Here is a 22666-nt window from a genome sequence, read left to right as displayed (position 1 = left end):
ATAATGAATAAATATAATGTTATTGAAAAAACGATTATTTTTTATAACCAAAGAAACAAAGTCTTGCCAAATGTGAATTACACACTCTTTTTTTTTCCTAAACAGGGGAGTCGTATTACCTATACTGGGGTAACCGATGATAAGGGGCAGACTAAGCCAGTTGAAATTAGTGAAAATGGGACGTTACATGTTTTTGTTCAGGGTCATGAAACCATTTTTAGCCCTAAAAAGCTGATTAAACCTGTTTTGGCTGAAGGGACAAATGTTATTGAAATTCAAGATAGTCGTTTAGAGAACAATATCAAGTTTATAACAAAAGAGCAGTTCGAGCTTCAGCAGGAAAAATCCAAAAAATTACGTGCTGAACTAAAAGAGCAGGCGAAGAAAAATCCTAAAGGCAATTTTTTTAATTTATCTAAAATGCCACCAACATTTAATCAGGGTGTACAAAAACTTGAACAAAGTTTCGATATGTCTTATGAGGAATATAAAAAGAAAAATACTACGATTATAAAGTCCAGAAAATATTTGAAATTTAAAATGTATGTGTTGTACCGCTTTGTTGATAGCCGAGGTAAAGGTATTCCTAATATGAGCTATCAGATTTTTGGAGAGGGGCAAAGTAAACCCTTAGTCGGTTTTAGACCAACACCAACAGATCAAAAAGGTTATACCAAACAAGCGGATACTTATCTGAAAAGCCAAATTAAATATCAAATGGGAAGCACATCAAAGACAAGTGAGTTATATGAACCAATTACTTGTGTAGATAAGCAGGATATCAGGTTGGTTGTTTTCCCAACAGCCTCAGCGAATACCAATCCAGATATTAACAATAAAGCCAGTTTAGGCGAGAATCAGAAACCACCCATTGTCATCAATCCATCTGACAATGAGGTTTTGGTACTTCCTCCTGCACTTTATGCGGAATTTGATCGAAAAACAAAAATTTTATCTGATGCAATAAAGGAAGTTCATCATTCTAATAGTGAATTAACAAGAGCAATTCAAAGTAGAGATCTTGAGCAAATCAAGGAACTCGAGAAAAGGTTGAATATCAATCAGGAAAAAGCCATTGAAAAAATTAATGGTGAATTTAAACAAGTTGCAGACCTCAAAGAGGTATGGATTGTTGAGACAACTGGTGAAAAGAATCAGAGTGCTTCCAAATATAATTTGGTAAGGCGTTATCTGCGTGTTTCTGATTATAAGAGCTATAGCCAGAGGCGCTTAAATGAAGAAAAGGAAGTCAAGATTAAGCAGGAAAATGGTCAGGTTGCTCCGCCAAGTCTTATCAAAAAGGAATTTGATAAACTCGCAAAACAGTTATTGACTGCTAAAAAATCAGTGGGTGGGGATAAAGCCGTTTATAACCTGATTGGTGGTTTGGGGGGCGAAATCGCTGAAGAATATGTTAGTAGTAGTAATATAACGGTGAGTCAGGAAGCTCAGTGGATGCGTATGGTGGCCGGTTCTAGTGCCGAAGGCATGATCAGTGCATCTCCAAAGGGTGTTAAAGCAAAACTGAGCGGGGATGCATCCGCCAAATGGACATTATTCGAAGGTGTAAAAGAGTGGCGTAAATTTTATCCTTGTGAATCTGGTTGGGCTCTTGAATATGGAAACTATGATTTAGGCACAATACGTTTTTTAATTGGTGCAGAGTTATCTGGTTTTTCAGGGGCAAATCTTGGGATTGCTGGAAATTTATCAGTAGATATTAGTCATCAAGGTACAACGCAGGTGATATCTGCAGTGGTACGAGAACCTGAACAATCGATGTCAAATATGCTGAATCGTGAGCGTAAACTCATGTTTCAACCAGAAAAAGGAAGTTTAAAAGAAATTGCGGCTGCTCAGGAAAGTGGTAAGCCTCAAGCAACGGTTGGAATCAATGCCTTTGTGGGTGCTCAAATACAAGGTGTGCTCAAAGGTGGCATTGAATGGTTTAAGCCGAATATAGATAAAGGCGGTGAAGGCGAATTTGTTACTATTGCAGCCGCAACTGCTGGTGCCGCAGTCAGTATCGGGGCGGGGGCTCAAGGACAGTTTCAGATTATTTATCACGATGGTTGCTTTAAAGTACGTGTTGCTGCCCATTTATGTTGGGGAGTAGGGGCAAAGGGGGTTGCAACTTTTACGGTAGGTACCGAGCATATTCTTAACTATCTAGGTTTTATTAAACTACAATTGTTACAAGCCAGTTTCAGAACATTACGCTATATTGAATCAGAGACATTTTCATTAATGGCACAAGTATTGGCCTATTGTATTGGCGATGATCATCCAATAACTGAAGTTGCTCAAGGTGTAGCACGTTATTATGCTGGCTGGGTTCGTAGGCTGGATGTTGATCAAGGTCGTTTAAAAACAGCGAATCATGTGAACTCTGCTAAAGGCCGAGAGGATCTAATCATTTCCCCACCAGAAACCAAGGGGATTTTGCTGTATGCAGTCACTCATTGGAGTGATCATACGGCTCCAATTTTTGATATTCATGTGTCATTTAGTAGTTTAGAAATCAAGTTTTTTCCTGCGCGCAAAACTGCAGTAATTAATATCCTGAAGACCTGTATTACCATTGCAGAATGGCAAAATACTATTCAACATATTCATCCTATGGGTGAAAAGTTAACCCGAGATCAATTCGGTAAAGTTGAAGGAGATCTGATTCGGTTTTTAAATTATGGGGAAAACCCTAAATATGCTGAAGATATCATTCGTTGTATTAACCAGGGTATTGATTATGCGGGAACCAATATTAATCAATGGTTAAGAGATTATTTAAAATACCGTAAGGGTGCTAAAGCGGTTACTGGTACGTCTTGGAATTATATGTTAGTAAGAAATCAGGATGACCAGCGTTTTGAACAGTTTAAGATACAGCAAGGGATATCCAGAGGTTTTGATGAGCAAGTATTGATGGCCAGCAATCTTGAAATTTTAGCGCCTTTTGAGCAGGATGAATCAGAGAAGGTGTACCATGTTTAAGGTACACCTTAGAACGTATGCAAATTAAGGATTTACAGCGCAACGTACTGAATTGTTTTGGTTTAAATCAATATTATACTTCTTAGTTCTAGGATCCTTTGCTTTTATAGGGTCTTCCACAGGATGTATTGCATGGCGTTGCATGGTTAGACCTTGTGCGGCCATGTATATGTTTTGTCCACCAGCAGGTTCTGAACTACGTACAACTTTTAATGTACCTGAGGCAGGGCCTTGAGGATTTTTTTCAGGGGATTTACTGTAATATTCTGGATCATACCAGTCTAGCATCCATTCATAATTATCCGTGATCATGTCATAAAAACCTAATGGACTAGCAGGATATTGTTGTAAAACTGGGACATTAGTAAGAGATTTAAATTTTTTATTAATTGCTTTTCTTTGTTCAAAACTCCAGATATTACGGCCGATATCCATTTTGCCGTTATCAGTTGCATATAGAACATACTGGCCACGATTACGGGCGGCGTATTCCCATTGGGCTTCTGTAGGCAAATCCATTTTTAAGTTAAGTTGTTGACCAAGCCATTGGCAATAGTCTCGGCCTTGTTGCCAGTTAATTCCTGCAGCGGCTGTAGGAACACGTTCTTGAATTGAAAATTCATCGAACGTTCCAACCTTCTTTTGACCTGTGACATCAGTATAGATATCAAAATCAGCATAAGTGGCTTTAGTAGCACTTAATTGAAAGTCATCTAAAGTGACTTTATGCAAGGGCTTGCTGTCACCTTTACCATCATAAGGAAGTTTATCGGCACTATGTTCAGGGCCGAAATCACCCATCATAAAAGTTCCACCCTTGACAAAAATGAGATTTTTTTTAGTTTTTTCTAGGAGCTGCTGTAATTGCTTTTGTTGTTCGGCAGATAGATTTTTCTGGGCAACTGGTGTTTGTGTCTTTTGGCTAGAATCTGAGGTGGGTTTTGCACATGCGGTTAAAGCAGTGCTAGAAAGCAGAATAATCGCAAGGTTTTGTTTAATCATCTTTTTTAAAATCATTGGGTTGCGGATATTGTCAGAATTCTAAGACAGTTTTGCGGGATTGAAAAGAAACATTGTGTTAAGTATTAAAACCAAATGTGAAGTTAAAATTTTCTCATATTTTTACTTGAATTGATGTGATGGTCTTCGATGTTTTAAGTAGGAGGAAGATGGAGCTAAGGTGCACCATGTTTAAGGTACACCTTAGAAAGTATGAGAATTAAGGATTTACAGCACAACGTACTGAGTTATTTAAATTAAAATCGAAATAATACTTCTGATTTTTCGATTCTTTTACTAACTCTGGATCTGCTACAGGATGCATAGCATAGCGTTGTATGGTTAGGCCATTACCACCCATATGCATATTTTGGCCATCATCAGGTGCAGAACTACGTACAACTTTTAATGTACCTGTAGCAGGGCCTTGTGGATTCTTTTCAGGGGACTTGCTGTAATATTCAGGATCATACCAGTCCAGCATCCATTCATAGTTGTCGGTAAGCATGTCATAGAAACCTAAAGGACTTGGTGGAAATTTTTGTAATAAGGAAATACTTTTAGTTACTTTAAATGGTTTTTTAGATGCTTGTCTTTGTTCAAAGCTCCATATATTACGTCCAATATCGATTTTGCCATTGTCGGTTGCAAAAAGGACATATTGGCCACGATTACGGGCAGCATATTCCCATTGGGCTTCTGTAGGTAAATCCATTTTTAAATTAAGTTGCTGACCAAGCCATTGGCAATAGTCTCGGCCTTGTTGCCAGTTAATCCCAGCTGCAGAACTTGGGATACGATATTTTTGTGTAAGTTCTTTAAAATCTCCAACCTTTTTTTGTCCTGTGATATCGGTATAGATATCAAAATCGGCATAAGTGGCTTTGGTAGCACTTAATTGAAAGTCATCTAAAGTGACTTTATGCAAGGGCTTGCTGTCACCTTTACCATCGTAAGGAAGTTTATCGGCACTATGTTCAGGGCCGAAATCACCCATCATAAAAGTTCCACCCTTGACTAAAATGAGATTTTTTTTAGTTTTTTCTAGGAGTTGCTGTAATTGCTTTTGTTGTTCGGCAGGCAGGTTTTTCTGGGCAACTGGTGTTTGTGTCTTTTGGCTAGAATCTGAAGCTGGTTTTGCACATGCGGTTAAGGCTGTACTAGAAAATATAATAGCTATAAGGGTGGGTTTAATCATTTTTTAAAACCTAAAATTGAATGCTGACTTAAAAAGAATGTGGAAGATTGGCGACGCAACGTACCCCATATAAACGATAGGTCATTTTATTTTCTTCATTTGATTTTGTTCGGGCATGTGCTCTTTCTATATTAAGACCATCAGCCATTATTAAATTATCGGCACCCATAGGAGCTGTGCTACGCAATACTTTTTCAGTTCCAGACTTAGGCCCTTTAGGATTATCGACAGGTGAGTATTTATAATAATCTTTATCGTACCAGTCATTCACCCATTCATAATTATTGGTGACAAGGTCATAAAAACCTAGCGGATTTGGAGGTGTTTTTCCAATCCCAGGTATATTTACTAAACTGTTTGGATTATATTTTAAAGTATATTGATCATATTGTTTTTTCGACCATAGATTTTTTTCTGGCTCTACTTTGCCTGTATCGGTTGCAAAGACAGTATATTGGCCTTTATTGCGTGCAACATATTCCCATTGTGCTTCAGTCGGTAGGTCCATAGGCGTTCCTACTTGTTGTCCCAGCCATTGGCAATAATCTTTGGCTTGTTGCCAATCCATTCCTGCCGCAATTTCATGGGCGATCTCTGGAGTAAAGAGTTCATTGTAATCGCTCTTAGGTTGTCCGGTTGCCTCAGTAAAAATATTAAAGTCTTCTAATGTAGTTTTATAGGCACTCATATTAAAGCTGCTCAGAGTTACTTTATGCAGAGCCTTATTGTCATTTCCCGGTGAGAAAGGCAGGTGATCAGGTTTTTCGGTATTGCCTTTGGGATTCTTGACCGCCATGCTGTCAGGTACGGTTTTTTCAAGTTCAGGAGTGACTAGCCCAAAATCGCCCATCAGGTAGCTCCCACCTTCAACAAAGATCATATTCTTTTTGGTTTTTTCCACTAATTGCTGGATTTTTTGTTGCAGTTCAGGGGAGTTCTTTACAACTTTCTGATTGGTTTCAGGTGATTTGGCACAAGCGCTTAATGCTAGCCCTGAGAATAAAATAAAGAATAGCTTCTGCTTTTTCATTATAAAAAATCAATTGTTTAAATTTAATTGGTAGAAATCTTAATCAATCTAATTAAAATAGTGAAGTTAATTTGTGTTAGTTGCTATTAAGAGGTAATTAAAAACTTCTTACCAATTATAATGTTGTTGGTGCAAAAGCCATATATAAGGCTGATTATTTTCGATTGATCTATATTAGACCTTGGATTTGATTTCTAGTATTTAACAATATAATCCAATTTTTTTAGCATTTTATTCTTATCCATATTTTAAAAAAAAGGTGCTATGGCCTGATTATTTCTCTAAAAAATTAAGTAAAATCTCCTCAAAAGTTTGTTTTATATTCTTTTAATAATCGATCTATTGCTAGAAATAGGTAGACTATAGGAAATTAAAGTTGTAATCGTACATTCAATTTTCCTATGGATATGAAAATCTGACTATACATTCGTCTGATCTATACAAGGTATTGATATTGAAATGAAAGAAAAATTTATTGTTATCTTGATTATTTTGACCATTTTTCAATTCAGTGCCTGTACAAAAGTAACTCGGGATAATCAGGAGGTACAAGCCGAATTGCTCTATCAGCAAGGCGGGCGATACTTCTTGGGCCAAGATATACCTCAAGATTATATAAAAGCTAAGGCTTTGTTTGAACAAGCAGCGCAGCAAGGCTCAGCGATTGCCCAAAATGATCTGGCCGGTATGTATTTCAAGGGACTTGGGACCGCGAAAAACGAAGAAAAAGCTTTTTACTGGTATGAACGAGCCGCACAGAAAAATTTTCCGGAAGCACAATATAATTTGGGCATTATGTATGACCATGGCCATTATGTGAAAAAAGACCGAAATAAGGCTTTAGCTTTTTATCGGTTATCTGCAGATCAAGGCTACGCTAAAGCTCAATATAATCTGGCAAATGCTTATTCTTCAGGGAGAGGGGTGAAAAAAGATATTGGTCTAGCCATGGAGTTATATGAAAAGGCTGCCCAACAGAATATGCCTGAAGCGCAATATAATCTGGCAAATATGTATTCTGATGGTCTGCTTGTACCCAAGAATGAGAAGAGGGCTTTAAAACTATATGAAAGTGCAGCCGAGCAGAATTTCTCTATGGCCCAGCATAATTTAGGTTACCTTTATATAAATGAATATCATAACCTTGAAAAAGCCAAGTACTGGTTTAAAAAAGCCTATGAAAATGGAGTTAAAGAATCAGGAGAGGTGTTAAAACAATTAGAGCATGACTCGCCATAACCTGATCTCAGTCATGTCAATGTTTATGCAATAAAAAAGCCACTCAACAAACAGTGAGTGGCTTCCTTCGAAAACTAAATCGGCTTATTTAATTTTCTTAAAGATAAAGTCATTAATCTTATGACCAGATTCAAGTCCACGACGCTCGAATTTGGTGACTGGACGCCAGTCTGGGCGAGGGTAGCTATTGCCTTTACCTGCCAGATTTTCCATATCAGGACGGTTATCTAGGATATCAAGCATCCATTCTGCATACGGCTCCCAATCTGTCGCTGCATGGAAAGTCCCACCCAGCTCAAGCTTTTGTTCAACCAGTTGCATACGCTCATGAATGACAAAACGGCGTTTAAAGTGACGTTTCTTCTGCCATGGATCAGGGAAGTAAAGCTGTACACAGTTAATGCTGTTGTCTGGCATTTCACGTAATACCTGAATGGCATCGGCATCCAGTACAAACAGATTCTTTAAGCCTGCCATACCTGCTTCATAGACACACTGTGCGATACCAGGGACATGCACTTCGATACCGACAAAGTTACGTTCAGGATTGGCTTTGGCCATTAACACCAAAGAACGGCCCATACCAAAACCGATTTCAACGGTTAATGGACGCTCAGGATGTTCAAAATGCTGGCGTAAATCACCAACAGGGTATTCCAAAATTAAATCACGATAATCTTCTAAAGCAGTACGTTGTGAAGTATTGAGCGGAGCTGAACGACGCATAAACGTCACAATTTCACGGTGCTCAGGCAAATTGTCGAGTTCCGTAATTTGCGTTTCTAACTGATCGTTTGACATGATTCTGGAGATATAAATATAGAAATGCCGTATTTTAAGTGCTCAGGTGGACAAGTCAAACTTTTAAGTGATTTTATTTAGTCGTTTATTTTTAAAAATGATGAAAACTTGTCAAAAAATCTTCATGGTGCTGTCACAGAACTTGCATAGCCTAATGGCAATTTAAACACTAAGTAAAAAACCATGCATAATTTTAAATACCATTCGATCGCCATTTGTTTAAGCCTATTAGGCGCATCTTCAATCTTTTCTGCGGCGCATGCACAACTGATGTTTAGCCAGTATGTTGATGGCAGCAGCAATAAAAAGGGGCTGGAAATCTATAACCCCGATGCCACAACGGTCAATCTGGCAGATTATGAAATCCAGCAGTTTAATAATGGCGGCACCGTTAAAACCGCAGCATTTCCCTTACAGGGTAGTTTAGCCAGCAAACAGAAATATCTGATCGGCCGTTCAGAATTACAAGTCCAATTAGGCAATAAGGTCAATCAGGTTGCTGGTCTGTCCTTTAATGGTGATGATGCGGTAGTGTTACTGTATCGTGGGACACCTGTAGATCGTTTTGGTCGCATTGGCGAGCGCCCAGCGAATGGTTGGGGCACCACAGTGCTGAGTATGGGTAACAGCTTTAAACGCATTCAAACAGACAATTCAGTTGTGAGTGTTGACCCAACCAGTCCATTTGACCTGGATCAATCCTGGCAGGCCTGGACGGACCGGAATGACTTTTCGAACTTAAGCGGTTCAACCACCACACCGCCGGTTAGCGATGCCATCAGCTGTAGCAGTCGTGATACACCGATTGCCAGTTTAGCCGAGTCAGCTCAGAATCAAAACTATACCATTCGTGGCGTGATCACAGCGGACTATCGTTATAGCAACGGTTTCTCCGGCTTCTATGTGCAAACACTTGATAGCAAAGCCACGCCAAATGTCAGCAATGCCATCTTCGTCTATATTCCTGCAAGTAGTGCCGTAAACGGTGGACAGGTTGGCGATGAAGTGATCTTGCGTGGTCGTTTAACCAGTTATCAAAACCAGCTTCAATTGGATCAATTGCAGCAGGATATTAAGACCTGTAACCAGAACATGGCATCGCTGATTCAACCGCTGGATTTGAATTTACCCTTTAGCAACTTGACCGATACTACGGGGAACTCACCGAAACGTTATCAGGGTATGTTGGTAAAATTACCGCAAACGTTGACGGTCAGTGAAAACTATAATTTCGGTCGTTATGGAGAGTTGTCTTTAAGTCTGGGGCGCCTGTTTATTCCAACTAATCTGTATCCGGCACTTTCAAATGAAGCCAAGGCGTTAGCACAACAAAATCTGCTGTCCAAGATTATCTTTGATGACGGCTATAACAATCAAAACCGTGCGCCGTGGTTGCCACAAAACTTTAGTGCTTTAAATACACTACGCTCTGGCTACCAGTTAAAAAATGCACAAGGTATTTTGGAATACCGTTTTAATGCCTGGCGTGTACAACCGATTGCAGGGGCAAACTTGCCGGAAGTCGTGACCAGCACCAATCCGCGTCCAACCATTGCGGCTAAGCAAAGTAAACATGTTCGTGTTGCAGCATTTAATGTACTCAACTATGACAATGGCAAGACTGGCTTCCCAACCGAACGTGGCGCCAACAGTCAGGCTGAGTTCGACAAACAGCATGCCAAAATTGTGAGCGCATTAAAATCAATCAATGCTGATGTATATGGCCTGATGGAGATTGCCAATAATGGTTATGGTAGTGATAGTGCAGTTGCTAATTTAACTAAGGCTTTAGGGCCAGACTGGAAATATGTCATTCCAGAAGGACTTAATCAGCTGGGTACGGATGTGATTGCGGTTGCGATTATCTATAACAGCAAACGTGTTCAACCCGTGAATAAAGCTGCGGTATTGGATCTGGGTGATAAAAACCGTTCAACCATTGCACAATCCTTTAAGCCTGTACAAGGTGGGCAAATCTTTACGGTGATTCCAAACCATCTTAAATCGAAAGGTTGTAAAGGTGTCGATGAAAATTCTCTCGATGCGGATCAACGTGATGGACAGGGATGCTGGAATCCAACCCGCGTGAAAGCAGTTGAACAACTCACGCAATGGATCGCCAAGAATCCAACTCAGGTCAAAAATCCGAATATTTTATTATTGGGTGATATGAACAGCTATGCCAAAGAAGATCCGATCCTGAGCTTTGAAAAAGCCAACTATAAAGTTTTGCTAAATGACAGCAAGGTCGGTGAGGGCAATCAGGCTTATAGCTATGTCTTTGGTGTATCGAGCGATGCAGCTGGCTATGGCGGTGCAGGTAACCTTGATCACGCTATTGCCGATGCCAATCTGTATAAACGTGTGATTAAAGCCTTTGCCTGGCATATCAATGCCGATGAGCCAACGGTATTGGATTATAACGAGGAATATAAAACCGATGCGCAAAAGGATATGTTCTTTTCGGCCGATGCCTACCGTTCTTCAGACCATGATCCTGTGATTGTTGATCTGGATATGAAAACCGCAGATTCACAACTTGAACCTGATCATCCGAAACACATGATCGTGGAATTTCTAAATTCGTTATTTGAATGGTTAGGCAAGCTTTTTGGTCGAGCCTAATCCGGTTTCCGTGGCATTGTTTGGTTGTTTTTTCATAAATTAATCAATCGTCACGGAATATAACTTGCAAGGTCGAAAAAAATTTATTAATAGTAGTGGTGTAGATGTTCTTAGCATGAAAGCGATTATAAATTTTAATTCTGTCTGTTCTCGAGTTTCGTAGGAACGTTCTAGAGCATAAGTTGTTAGATAACAAGGATCAATTATGAAGTTGTATTATTCACCTGGCGCATGCTCATTGGCAGCCCACATTATTTTAAATGAAATCAATGTAGATTTTGATTTAGAACGAGTTGATCTAAAAACACATAAAACCTCAAAAGGTGCAGATTATTACGAGATTAATCCAAAGGGTTATGTACCGGCTTTGGAAATTAATCCAGGTTTGATTTTAACCGAGAATGTGGCGATTTTACCGTTTCTTGCGCAACACGATCCGAAGCAGGACCTTATTCCACCATCAGGTATGGGACGTGCCAAAGTTCTGGAATGGTTGGGATATTTGAACTCGGAATTGCATGATGCTTATGCGGTTTTCTTTACCGGTAAACTTACCGATGATGAAAAGACCAAGGCCTATGCTGAAGTTGACCGTTTATTGAAATATATCGATAACTATCTGGCTGAATCAGACTGTGATTATCTGGTAGATGATAATTTTGGCCCGGCGGATGCCTATTTATTTGTGCTCACCAACTGGTCGAATCATATCGAGCATGATTTAACCCCGTATATCAATGTGATTGCATTGCGTAATAAAGTGGCTGAACGTCAGTCAGTGCAGATTGCCATGCGTGATGAAGGGCTGTTGAGCTAGGACACCCAATAAAAAAGCCTCTGTGAACAGAGGCTTTTTTATGTCAACTCAATTATTGTTGAGCTTTTTCTTTCACGTCAGCAGCACCAGACTCTACTGCACCCGCAACTTTAGCTGTCGCATCACGTGCAGCAGCTTCAGTTTTTGCAGCAGCTTCAGCAGTTGCAGTTGCTGTATGATCAGCAGCAGCATCAATTTGATCGCCCGCTGTATCTACCGCAGTTGCAACATCGCTAGTTGCGTTTTGAGTAGCATCTTTAATATCAGCACCAGCCTGATCAGCCGCGTGTTCTAAATGTTCACCTGTGGTCGCGCCAGTTTCAGGTGCTTTATCTTTATTACAGCCTACAAGCGCAACAGTAGCAGCAAGACCTAATGCAACAAGTAATTTATTCATTGTCTATTTCCTTTTCTTTGTGGCATCCAATAGGAATGGATAGCAAAAATATAACCATAAACTGCATAAAGAATAAAGTTGAAAATTTGTAAAAACACGCACTTACATCGGAAAACATAAGTGCGTGTTTCATTTTTTAAAGCATTTAAACGCCTGAACGGATCATGTAATCAAAGGCGGAGAGTGAAGCTTTGGCACCTTCACCAGTAGCAATGATAATTTGCTTGTACGGCACGGTGGTACAGTCACCTGCGGCAAATACACCCTTGACACTGGTTTCGTTACGGTCGTTGATCACGATCTCGCCACGGTTGCTCAACTCAACCGCACTGTTCTTTAAGAAGTCAGTGTTTGGCAATAAGCCGATCTGTACAAAGATCCCTGCCAGCTCAACCGTATGTTCAACATCAGTAGCACGGTCTTTATATTTCAGTGCTGTCACCTGAGCGCCATCACCGACCACTTCTGTACTCAATGCATTCATGATCACGGTGGTATTTGGCAAGCTGTTTAACTTGTCTTGCAACACTTGGTCGGCACGAAGTTTGGTATCGAATTCAACCAGTGTGACATGCTCAACAATACCGGCAAGGTCAATCGCTGCTTCTACACCCGAGTTACCGCCACCAATCACTGCAACACGTTTGCCTTTGAATAATGGGCCATCACAGTGCGGGCAGTAAGCCACACCACGGGTACGGTATTCAGCTTCACCCGGAACATTCATCTCTCTCCAGCGTGCGCCAGTTGAAAGAATGATGGTTTTGGATTCCAGCTTGGCACCATTTTCCAGTTCAACTTCAACCAGACCGTTGGCGGTCTGATCTGCACCTGTGATCTTGCTGACACGTTGCAAGTTCATGATATCCACGCCGTATTCACGGACATGTGCTTCCATATCCTGAGCAAACTTCGGACCGACAGTTTTTTGCACTGTGGTGAAGTTTTCAATGTCCATGGTATCCATCACCTGACCGCCAAAGCGTTCAGCCACAATACCGGTCTTGATGCCTTTACGCGCTGCATAGATTGCCGCAGTACCACCGGCAGGCCCACCACCAATCACCAACACATCAAATGCATCTTTGGCATTGATTGCTGCTGCATCTTTCTCAGCAGAATGGGTATCTAACTTGGCCACGATTTCTTCCAAAGTCATACGACCTTGACCGATATGTTCATTGTCTTGGAACACCATTGGTACGGCCAAGATTTTGCGCTCTTCCACTTCATCCTGGAAGAAAGCACCATCAATCATGGTTGCCGTGGTGTTCGGGTTGTTGATCGCAATCAGGTTAAGTGCCTGCACCACATCTGGACAGTTGTGACAGCTCAATGACACAAACACATCAAAGTTGGCAGTCAAGTTGAGGCCTTTGATTTGAGCCAAGACTTCATCAGAGACTTTTGGCGCATAACCCGATACTTGCAATAATGCCAGAATCAAAGAAGTAAACTCATGGCCCATTGGCAAACCAGCAAAGAACACACGCGGTTGTTCTCCTGCTTTGGCGACACCGAAGCTAGGACGGCGAGCGTTTGAACCGTCAAAACGCGCCGTAACCTGATCAGAAAGTTCTGCGATTTCAGTCACCAGTTCTTTGATTTTCTCTGCTTTGTCTGAGACATCTAAAGCAGCAACCAGTTCGATCGGACTTTCTAAACGTTCTAAATAAGCTTTTAATTGAGTTTTAATATTTTGATCTAACATGTATTTCTCCAAACCCTAAGACTTTTAAATCGGTCAATTCATTCAATAAGGCTATATTACGTAAAAATGATAAATAGGTAAAACAGTATGTTTTTATTGTTTTGATCGGTTTTTTGAATTTTTAATTCATCAGTTGAATTTTGAAATATATCTTTCGATAAAAAAATCAGTACAATCATACTTGTTATACAACTGCAATCATTGCATGACATAAAGAAAGGGTAAGCAATATGGCATTACAGCGCGGCATCTATCAACATTATAAAGGGCAACTTTATCAGGTCTTTCATGTTGCCCGTCATAGTGAAACTGAAGAGCAACTGGTCGTGTATCAATGCTTATATGGCGATTATTCAATGTGGGTACGCCCATTGGCAATGTTTACTGAAACGGTTGAACTGGCGGATGGTCAAATCCAGCCCCGTTTTAAATTGATTCAAGCGACTTAAGCGGAATTGCCGACTTAACATCTGGAGGGGCAGTGATGACCAATAGTGTGTTTTTACAGCGTATTGCTGATTTATATGATCAGTTCAAGCAACACGATGCGCAACAGTCTGATCGTCTGAGCCGTTACCGCAATATAGAAGCCGAGTCGGCAAAGTTATTGGCGATGCTGATTCGTTGTCAGCAATCAAAGCGTATACTGGAAATCGGCACTTCGACTGGTTATTCAACCTTGTGGCTGGCTGAGGCTGCCCAAGCGGTCGGCGGAAAAGTTCAAACGCTGGAAATTGATCCTTTACGCAGTGCCCAAGCGAAAAAATATGCGGAAGCGTTTGAGCTGGCACAGCACATTGATTTCTGGATAGGAGATGCGGCGGATTTTCTAGCTCAGGCCAGTCAACCGTTTGATTTTATTTTACTGGATGCAGAGCGTGGCAATTATGTGAGTTACTGGGCCGATTTAAAGCGTTTATTACAAACATCTGGTAGCACCTTGGTAATCGATAATGTGATTTCTCATGCCGCCGAAGTGAAAAGCTTTCTGGAATTGATTAAGCAAGATGACGATTACATGACTACGATTTTACCGATTGGCGCGGGCTTGTGTATGGTGGTGTTAAAGTGAACGGATTTGATCCTGATGTTTTAAGCGATACGCTTGCGGACTACAACCCATGACCTTGTTAAAGGCACGGGTAAAATTGGCAGGATTGGAATAACCCAGTTCATACGCTATCGCTGTAATGGTAAGGCTAGAATTCTCTAATAAATCAATGGCGCGTTCTGTGCTGATCTGTTGCTTTAATTCCTGAAACTCGACACCTTGTTGCTGCAAATAGCGTTGCAGGGTTTTTGTCGAAATATTCAGGACTCTGGCACATTCGGTTAAGGTGGGCACTTGATTGGCTTGTCGCAACATCATGCTGACCCATTCCACAATTTCACCTTGATGGTAGATCTTCTGGATTTGTTCCTGGCAGCGTTGCTCAACCACTTTTAAGCTATGCGCGTCTGCCAACGGTAAGGGCAGTGCCAATTGTTGCTGGTCAATCACGACCCGTATACCGGATAGCCAGCTATAGTTAAACTGGAAACTGGCTTTGACTAAGGATAGATAACGTTCCTGATAAGTCGGTTCGGGGATACTTAAATAGATTTGATAACGTTGTAATTGCTGACCTGCAAGTTCTAGCAGACTGTAGTAAAAAGCGACTGCAATGGCTTCGATATGAAAAGCCAGACATTGTTTATTCATTTGCAATATTGGCTCAAATAACAGCTCAACTTTTTGTTGATGGGCTGGAAACTGAATACTGAGCTTGAAACTTGGCATTATCAGCCTAAAGTATTGTGCAATGAGTCTGAGCGCATGTTCCAGATTCGGGCTGGTCATCAGGGCATAACCCACCAGACTATGCGAACTAAGTTTAAGATTTTTTCCAAGTACAAAGGCCAGATCCTGGGTATTAGGTAGGCTTAAACCCATTTCAATAAATTGCTCTATCTGCTGAAGAGACAATAGCTCTGTTTGTGCCAGTTGCTGCTGCAATGCACTCAACACATGATTATCGTATTGATGTGTGCCGATTAAAATTTCAATCAGACGCAAATAGTAGCGTGCTGGAATCACCGGAATCTGTTGCTTTTGCACAAGAAAAACTCAGTAAAGTCTTAAAATGATAATAGCAAGTCTTAAAATGATAATATAGTGCTGCTGTAAAATTACACAATTACCTCAAGCAAAAGAGTTTGTGTTTGATTGAGGAGATTCTAATGAATATGCATACTCAACTGGATGTCGAGCAAGCGGCAACAATATTTAAGGATAAAAAACGGCATTTATGGTTATTGGGTCTGGCTGTACCGACCATTGCAATGAGTGGTTTGGCGGGATATCAGTTTGGCCCTAAAAAAACCAAAAAATTCTTCGCTTCATTTGGTCCCTTATTTATTCATGCTGTTATTCCAACATTAGATAAATTGATTGGTGAAGATACGGAAAACCCGCCATTAGACGCAATCGCGGATTTAGAAGCCGATCCGTATTATGCCCGTATTGTTAAACTTTTTATTCCTTTGCAATACGTGACCAATATCTATGGCGCGTATTTAGCCAGTCGTAAAGATACTTCGCTTGCGGATCAACTGTTATTGGGAAGCTTGGTCGGGATGGTCAATGGTATTGCGATTAATACCGCACATGAATTGAGCCATAAATCAGGACGACTGGAACATTATCTGTCACATCTGGCTTTGGCGCCATCGGGTTATAACCATTTTCGCATCGAGCATCCTTATGGTCACCACCGTCGTGTAGCCACACCTGAAGATCCGGCATCGTCACAATTTGGCGAAAGCTTCTGGAAGTTTTTACCGCGTACCGTGATGGGTAGCTTTAAATCGGCGATCGAGATTGAAAAGAATCGTTTACAACGCAAGAAATTGCCTTTCTTATGTAAGGAAAATGAGTTGATCCATGGTTGGGCCATGTCGGCTCTGTACCATGCTGCCATGTTTACGAAGTTTGGTATGCGCTCAGTCCCATTCCAAGTCACGCAAGCGGCTTATGCGATTACCTTGTTTGAGTCGGTCAATTATATTGAACACTATGGTTTAAAGCGGGCAAAGAAAGAAAATGGTCAGTATGAACGGACGTTGCCTGAGCATAGCTGGAACAATAATAATGTGGTGACCAATTTATTCTTGTATCAATTACAACGCCACTCTGATCATCACGCCAATCCGACCAGAAGCTTTCAGACCTTACGCCACTTTGAAGATGCGCCGCAGTTACCTGCAGGTTATGGGGCCATGATTCTGCCCGCATTTATTCCATCGTGGTGGTCAAAAATTATGGATGATCGGGTGGTGCAACACTATCAAGGTAACTTAGACAGAATTAATGTCCATCCTGAAGCCAGACAGAAGATGTTAGAAAAATATAGTCAGCAGGAGATGCTGCCTGAATAGGCAAGTGAAATAGCTTAAATCAGCCCGAGCGGGCTGATTTTTTTATACTTTAAGCTGAAATACACAGTCGTTTAAAGTGCAGATCAAACTCAAGATATTTATGTACAAAGGCCGTTTTATCATGGGTACGAAGTAAATTATTGTAGATAAACTCTGGAACTGGATGGTAAAGCTCGCCTGAGCCATTGCTATAGAAAATTTTTAAATAGCGTGAAGAAACATCATATTTCCAGGAGGTTACAACAACAGATTTTTCCATAGATTCGTCCCCATATTGATTTGATCTTTTAGTACATTTTTGAACAACTTTTATCCTTCATTCTTTGACAGTACTCCAACTCAGCCCCTGTGACAATTGATAAATGAAGCTGGCTATAAATTTATAAGTATAAGAATTGTAAAAAATTAGCTATAAAATTTGGCTACAAGAAATGGGAAATTTTTAAAATAATGCAGGCAAAAAGAAACCACCCTAAAAAGGGTGGTTTCGGACCATTGGGTCTAATCTAAATAATTAGATTTTACCAACTAAGTCGATAGATGGAGCAAGCGTTGCTTCGCCTTCTTTCCATTTAGCCGGGCAAACTTCACCTGGGTGAGCGTGAACGTATTGAGCAGCTTTTACTTTACGAAGAAGTTCAGATGCGTCACGGCCGATACCACCAGCGTTGATTTCAACGATTTGGATTTTACCTTCTGGATCGATAACGAAAGTACCACGGTCAGCAAGACCAGCAGCTTCGATTAATACGTCGAAGTTTTTAGAAAGAGTCCAAGTTGGATCGCCGATCAATGGGTATTGGATTTTACCAATAACGTCTGAAGTGTCGTGCCAAGCTTTGTGCGTGAAGTGAGTGTCAGTAGACACGCCATAGATTTCAACGCCTAATTTTTGGAATTCAGCATAGTTATCAGCAAGGTCGCCTAACTCAGTTGGACATACGAAAGTAAAGTCAGCTGGGTAGAAGAATACAACAGACCATTTGCCTTTAAGATCTGCTTCAGATACGTCAACAAATTGACCGTTGTGGTACGCAGTTGCTTTAAATGGTTTAACTTCAGTATTAATTAAGCTCATCATTGTCTCCATGATTGAGGTTTTATTGAGAGGCTAACGCCTTACTTGTTTACGAGGTCTAGAATAAATAATTTTTAGTTATTGGGGAAATAGTATTTTTACATGACTAAAATCGGAAAATTGAATAACTCAATCAAAAACGACTTTCACCCAAAGATATCTGCTCTATTTGACGACATACAAATGAAGCCAACATGACAAAACATCTGAAAACTAATGTGCATAACAACATGAAGTCTACGTGATCAAAATTCAAGGGTAAAATTGAAAAAATCTAAAAATATATAAAAAACCAAGATATACGATTAAAATTTCTTCATTCAATAAAGGCTTTGAATGAGAGCAGTGACAGAGCAAGATGATGGAAGCATTCCTTCATTTTTACCGCTTAGTCTGAACAGATTGATGCAGTTTCTTTGCATAGCAAGGCTTTAAGGCGTAAAATAGCCGATTAGTTTATTTTTCAGGAAAGCTGTTCAGTGCAGAGTCATTTAAATGTAGATCAATTGGTTATGGCACGTGACCGTCACCGTTTAAATCGACTGCGCAAGGATAAGAAAACACAACCAGCAGATATCGAAAAACTGTTTGAACAGTCTAACCACAAGGTTAAGCAACGCCTTGCACGCCTTCCAAAGATCAAACTCAATCAGGATTTACCTGTTACCCAGTATGCAGATCGTTTGATTGAAGCGATTCAAAAGCATCAGGTCATTATTGTGGCGGGTGAAACCGGTTCCGGTAAAACCACACAGCTCCCGCAGATTGCTATGCTGGCAGGGCGTGGACTGACGGGCATGATTGGTCACACCCAGCCACGTCGTCTGGCTGCACGTAGTGTTTCGCAGCGTATCGCCGAAGAAGTTGGTGAGAAACTCGGCGAATCAATCGGTTTTAAAATCCGTTTTAACGAGCAGGGCTCACAAGACTCAATTGTTCGTTTGATGACCGATGGTATCTTGTTAGCTGAACTGACCAATGACCGGTTCCTGTCAAAATACGACACCATTATTATTGATGAGGCGCACGAACGCTCTCTCAATATTGATTTTATTATGGGCTATCTCAAGCAGCTTTTACCAAAGCGCCCTGATTTAAAAGTCATTGTTACTTCGGCAACGCTCGATGTGAATCGCTTTAGCCAGTATTTCTATGATGCACCGATTTTTGAAGTAGAAGGGCGTAGTTTCCCTGTTGAAGTGCGTTATCGTCCGATTTCAGAACTGAGCATCGTTGGCAGTGACGATGATGAGTTTGATGACTTCGAAGAAAATTTACCGCGTGCCGTGGTACAGGCTGTCGAAGAATGTTTTGCCGATGCAGAGAGCAAGGGCCATCCTGAGCATGCCGATATTCTGGTTTTCGCCAGTACCGAACAGGAAATTCGTGAGTTACAGGAAACCTTACAGAAGTATGGCCCTCGTCATACCGAAGTGTTGCCTTTATATGCACGTTTGGCACTGGCTGAACAGCAAAAGATTTTCAGTCCAGGTGGTAAAGGTCGCCGTATCATTATTGCGACCAACGTGGCTGAAACAGCACTGACAGTTCCGAATATTCGCTATGTGATTGATAGCGGTTTTGCCCGTATTTCGCGTTATAACTATCGTTCGCGGGTTCAACGCCTTCCAATTGAAGCGATTTCACAGGCTGCTGCCAACCAGCGTAAAGGTCGTTGTGGTCGTATTGCGGCGGGTGTGTGTATTCGCTTATATAGTGAAGAAGACTTTTTAAGCCGTCCTGAGTTTACCGAACCAGAAATTAAACGAACCAACTTGGCCTCTGTGATTTTGCAAATGCAAAGCCTTGGACTAGGTAGTCTTGAAGATTTTGATTTTATCGAGCCACCTGATTTTCGTCTGGTCAATGATGGCCGTAAACTGCTGATCGAGTTGGGTGCACTGAGTGAGCGCAAGAATGATTTGACCAAAGTCGGTCAGATGATGGCACGTATGCCGATTGATCCGCGTTTAGCTCGTATGATTATCGGTGGGGCACATTTTGGTGTGCTCAAAGAAACCCTGATTATTGTCAGTGCCTTGGCGATTCAAGATCCGCGTGAACGTCCTGCAGATAAACAAATGCAGGCCGATCAGAAGCACGCATTATTCAAAGAAGCGGATTCAGATTTTTTATTCTACCTAAAGCTCTGGAATACCCTGCAAACCAGCCCGGATACGCAGACGGAGAACAAGCGCCGTCAATTTGCACGTCAGCATTTCTTAAGCTGGTTGCGTTTACGTGAATGGAAGCAGACCCATCAGCAACTGGTTGAGTTGGCAGAAGGATTAAAACTGAGTTTTAATGAAAAGGGCGCCAATTATGAAAATTTACACCGCGCTTTATTGACTGGTTTACTTTCATTCATTGCCAATAAAACCGATGAACGTAATACCTTTATGGCAGTACGCCAGCAGAAAGCCAAAGTGTTCCCAGCCAGTACCTTGCATAAAACCAATACCGCTTGGGTGATGGCCTTTGAAATGGTGGAAACCTCTCAGGTGTATTTACGGACTTTGGCCAAAATTGATCCTGAATGGATTTTGCTGGCTGCCCGTGATTTATTGAAATACCACTATTTTGAACCGCACTGGTCCAAGAAAGCGGGTATTGTGAATGCCTATGCGCAGATTTCTCTGTTTGGTTTAATCATTGAGCCGAAGCGTTTGATTAACTTTGAAAAGGTGGATCAGCCTGCGGCCCATGAAATCTTTTTACGCGATGCTCTGACCACCGGGAATCTGGGGATTACACCACCGTTCTTGAAGCATAACTTGTTAAAGCTTGAAGAAGTGGAGCGCGTTGAAGATAAGTTGCGTCGCCGTGACTTGGTGGTCGATGAAGAGACCATTTACCAGTTTTATGCAGCGAAAGTGCCTGAGGAAATTGCCAGCCGTCGTAGTTTCGAAGATTGGCGTGCAACCATTGAACCTGATCAGCCCCGTTATCTGTTTGTCGAAGATGATGCATTATGGATGAACGATCGTCCGACCACGCAACAATTTCCTGACTATTTGCATAATGGTCAATTGCGCTTGGCGGCCAGCTATCGATTTGACCCAAGCCATGATGAAGATGGGGCAACGGTCAAGATTCCGGTACAGGCGCTACCACAAGTGGATGAAAAGCAATGGTCATGGGGAATCCCTGGCTGGCGTCAAGACCTGATCGAAGCATTACTGAAAGCATTACCGAAAGATAAGCGCCGTAATCTGGTGCCGATTCCTGATACTGCGAGAAAACTGATGCAAGGCGTCGATGCAACGCATTTACGTGAACATCTGTTTAGTTATCTGGCATTTGCTTTGCGTGGTGAGCAAATCACGGAAAAAGATTTTTCTTTTGAACGGATTGACCAGTATCTGGTGCCTTTTATTAAGGTGCTGGATGAAAAAGGCAAATTGATTGCGCAAGGGCGTGATCTGGATGAGCTAAAAGCACGCTGTCGTGTTGAAACCCATCGTCCAGTGAAACAGCAAAAAGGTGAGTTTAAGACCTTCCCTGAAAATTTCATCTTCGAAGCTTCGCAGAAGGTCACGGGCGTTGTGGTCAAGCAATATCAAGCGTTGGTGCCAACCAAGCTTTTTGCCGAGCTGGATGCTAAGGATGAGTCCGGTGTGGTGATTCAAACCTTTAATGATCAGGATGAAGCAATCAAGCAACATCGTGAAGGGGTGATCCGGCTGGTGCATATGCAGTTGGGGGATTTAATCCGTCAGCTCAAAAAGCAGATTTCCAAGCCGCTGGCACTGGCTTATTCACCTTTAGGTGAGCGGGCTAAACTGGAGCAGATGCTGGTGTATGCAACTTTGCAGGTGTCGATCCAGCAATTGCCTAAAAATGCTGATGAATTTCAGCAGTTATTGACTGAAACCAAAAAGCAGTTTTTAGCAAATGGTCAACAGACATTAGCTGATTTAACTGAAATATTTACCCAATGGCAGCAAATTCGCCGTGAGTTGCTGGTACTCGACCAAAGTATCTTTGGTCGCAGTGTGGATGATATTGAAGATCAGCTTGATTTAATGTCATTGGCAGACTTTGTTTACAGCCAATCGCCCGAGATTTGGCAGGAATACCCGCGTTATTTGAAAGCACTGCTATTGCGTTTAGACCGTTTGCCAAATAATCTACAACGTGATCTTGCTGCAATTGATGATGTCGATCCATGGATGGACAAAGTATTTAAATTTAAAAAAGATCCTAAAATCAAAGAATTGTATTTGATGTTGGAAGAACTCAGAATTTCCTTGTTTTCTCAACCGATGAAAACAAAGCTGCCTATTTCACCAACTAGATTACAAAAACTATGGGATCGATTAGCAATCGGTTAAACTGAGAAATATGAAAGTTAGAAGCATTC

General features: G+C 41.2%; 17 protein-coding genes. 8 read left to right on the top strand and 9 right to left on the bottom strand.

The window, feature by feature from the left end; all coding sequences use genetic code 11:
* Positions 1-3 precede the first annotated feature (3 nt).
* Positions 4-2991 (top strand): hypothetical protein, encoded by a 2988-nt coding sequence (locus MSG93_RS13085; protein WP_324622123.1) that lies wholly within the window; start codon positions 4-6, stop codon positions 2989-2991.
* A 24-nt stretch (positions 2992-3015) separates the two neighbouring features.
* On the opposite strand, the gene MSG93_RS13080 is transcribed toward MSG93_RS13085, so the two are convergent.
* The 3 genes from MSG93_RS13080 to MSG93_RS13070 all read right to left on the bottom strand — a co-directional run bounded on the left by MSG93_RS13080 (position 3016) and on the right by MSG93_RS13070 (position 6218).
* Entirely contained in the window at positions 3016-4008 is a 993-nt protein-coding gene (locus tag MSG93_RS13080; RefSeq protein WP_324622122.1) for a formylglycine-generating enzyme family protein, read from the bottom strand.
* 202 nt (positions 4009-4210) lie between these two features.
* Positions 4211-5188 (bottom strand): formylglycine-generating enzyme family protein, encoded by a 978-nt coding sequence (locus MSG93_RS13075; RefSeq protein WP_324622121.1) that lies wholly within the window; start codon positions 5186-5188, stop codon positions 4211-4213.
* Between the two features lie 28 nt (positions 5189-5216).
* Entirely contained in the window at positions 5217-6218 is a 1002-nt protein-coding gene (locus MSG93_RS13070; protein WP_324622120.1) for a formylglycine-generating enzyme family protein, read from the bottom strand.
* Positions 6219-6677: 459 nt separating this feature from the next.
* Here MSG93_RS13070 and MSG93_RS13065 point away from each other — a divergent pair, with 459 nt between their 5' ends.
* Positions 6678-7457, top strand: coding sequence for a tetratricopeptide repeat protein (locus MSG93_RS13065; RefSeq protein WP_324622119.1), 780 nt, complete (start codon positions 6678-6680; stop codon positions 7455-7457).
* Positions 7458-7541: 84 nt separating this feature from the next.
* Here the strand turns inward: MSG93_RS13065 and trmB are convergent, their stop codons facing one another.
* Entirely contained in the window at positions 7542-8258 is a 717-nt protein-coding gene (gene trmB / locus MSG93_RS13060) for a tRNA (guanosine(46)-N7)-methyltransferase TrmB (protein ID WP_005231014.1), read from the bottom strand.
* A gap of 183 nt (positions 8259-8441) precedes the next feature.
* Here trmB and MSG93_RS13055 point away from each other — a divergent pair, with 183 nt between their 5' ends.
* Both MSG93_RS13055 and MSG93_RS13050 read left to right on the top strand, forming a co-directional pair.
* Positions 8442-10883, top strand: coding sequence for an ExeM/NucH family extracellular endonuclease (locus MSG93_RS13055; RefSeq protein WP_324622118.1), 2442 nt, complete (start codon positions 8442-8444; stop codon positions 10881-10883).
* Between the two features lie 205 nt (positions 10884-11088).
* Positions 11089-11700, top strand: a complete 612-nt coding sequence (locus MSG93_RS13050; protein WP_005231012.1) for a glutathione binding-like protein — start codon at positions 11089-11091, stop codon at positions 11698-11700.
* Between the two features lie 52 nt (positions 11701-11752).
* On the opposite strand, the gene MSG93_RS13045 is transcribed toward MSG93_RS13050, so the two are convergent.
* A complete protein-coding gene (locus MSG93_RS13045) occupies positions 11753-12097 on the bottom strand; it encodes a hypothetical protein (RefSeq protein WP_005231011.1) in 345 nt (114 codons plus the stop codon).
* Between the two features lie 145 nt (positions 12098-12242).
* A complete protein-coding gene (gene ahpF, locus MSG93_RS13040) occupies positions 12243-13808 on the bottom strand; it encodes an alkyl hydroperoxide reductase subunit F (protein WP_324622117.1) in 1566 nt (521 codons plus the stop codon).
* Between the two features lie 230 nt (positions 13809-14038).
* On the opposite strand from ahpF, the gene MSG93_RS13035 reads away from it, so the two are divergent.
* Positions 14039-14257, top strand: coding sequence for a DUF1653 domain-containing protein (locus MSG93_RS13035; RefSeq protein ID WP_005286569.1), 219 nt, complete (start codon positions 14039-14041; stop codon positions 14255-14257).
* Between the two features lie 35 nt (positions 14258-14292).
* Positions 14293-14880 (top strand): O-methyltransferase, encoded by a 588-nt coding sequence (locus tag MSG93_RS13030; RefSeq protein WP_009509563.1) that lies wholly within the window; start codon positions 14293-14295, stop codon positions 14878-14880.
* Here MSG93_RS13030 and MSG93_RS13025 read toward each other — a convergent pair.
* Positions 14872-15906, bottom strand: coding sequence for an AraC family transcriptional regulator (locus MSG93_RS13025; RefSeq protein ID WP_324622116.1), 1035 nt, complete (start codon positions 15904-15906; stop codon positions 14872-14874). The two genes, MSG93_RS13030 and MSG93_RS13025, sit on opposite strands and share 9 nt — an antisense overlap.
* A gap of 122 nt (positions 15907-16028) precedes the next feature.
* On the opposite strand from MSG93_RS13025, the gene MSG93_RS13020 reads away from it, so the two are divergent.
* A complete protein-coding gene (locus MSG93_RS13020; protein ID WP_324622115.1) occupies positions 16029-17225 on the top strand; it encodes an alkane 1-monooxygenase in 1197 nt (398 codons plus the stop codon).
* 49 nt (positions 17226-17274) lie between these two features.
* Here the strand turns inward: MSG93_RS13020 and MSG93_RS13015 are convergent, their stop codons facing one another.
* Positions 17275-17484: a KTSC domain-containing protein gene (locus MSG93_RS13015; protein ID WP_005231004.1), complete on the bottom strand. Its 210-nt coding sequence runs from the start codon at positions 17482-17484 to the stop codon at positions 17275-17277.
* Between the two features lie 255 nt (positions 17485-17739).
* Positions 17740-18303, bottom strand: a complete 564-nt coding sequence (gene ahpC / locus MSG93_RS13010; protein ID WP_004772679.1) for an alkyl hydroperoxide reductase subunit C — start codon at positions 18301-18303, stop codon at positions 17740-17742.
* A 479-nt stretch (positions 18304-18782) separates the two neighbouring features.
* On the opposite strand from ahpC, the gene hrpA reads away from it, so the two are divergent.
* Positions 18783-22637 (top strand): ATP-dependent RNA helicase HrpA, encoded by a 3855-nt coding sequence (gene hrpA / locus MSG93_RS13005; RefSeq protein WP_324622114.1) that lies wholly within the window; start codon positions 18783-18785, stop codon positions 22635-22637.
* The last annotated feature ends 29 nt before the right edge of the window (positions 22638-22666 follow it).

This window comes from Acinetobacter sp. IK40, assembly GCF_035615075.1.
Lineage (GTDB): Bacteria > Pseudomonadota > Gammaproteobacteria > Pseudomonadales > Moraxellaceae > Acinetobacter > Acinetobacter courvalinii.
Note: the sequence above shows the minus strand (reverse complement) of the source record. Positions and strands in the feature narration are given on the sequence as shown.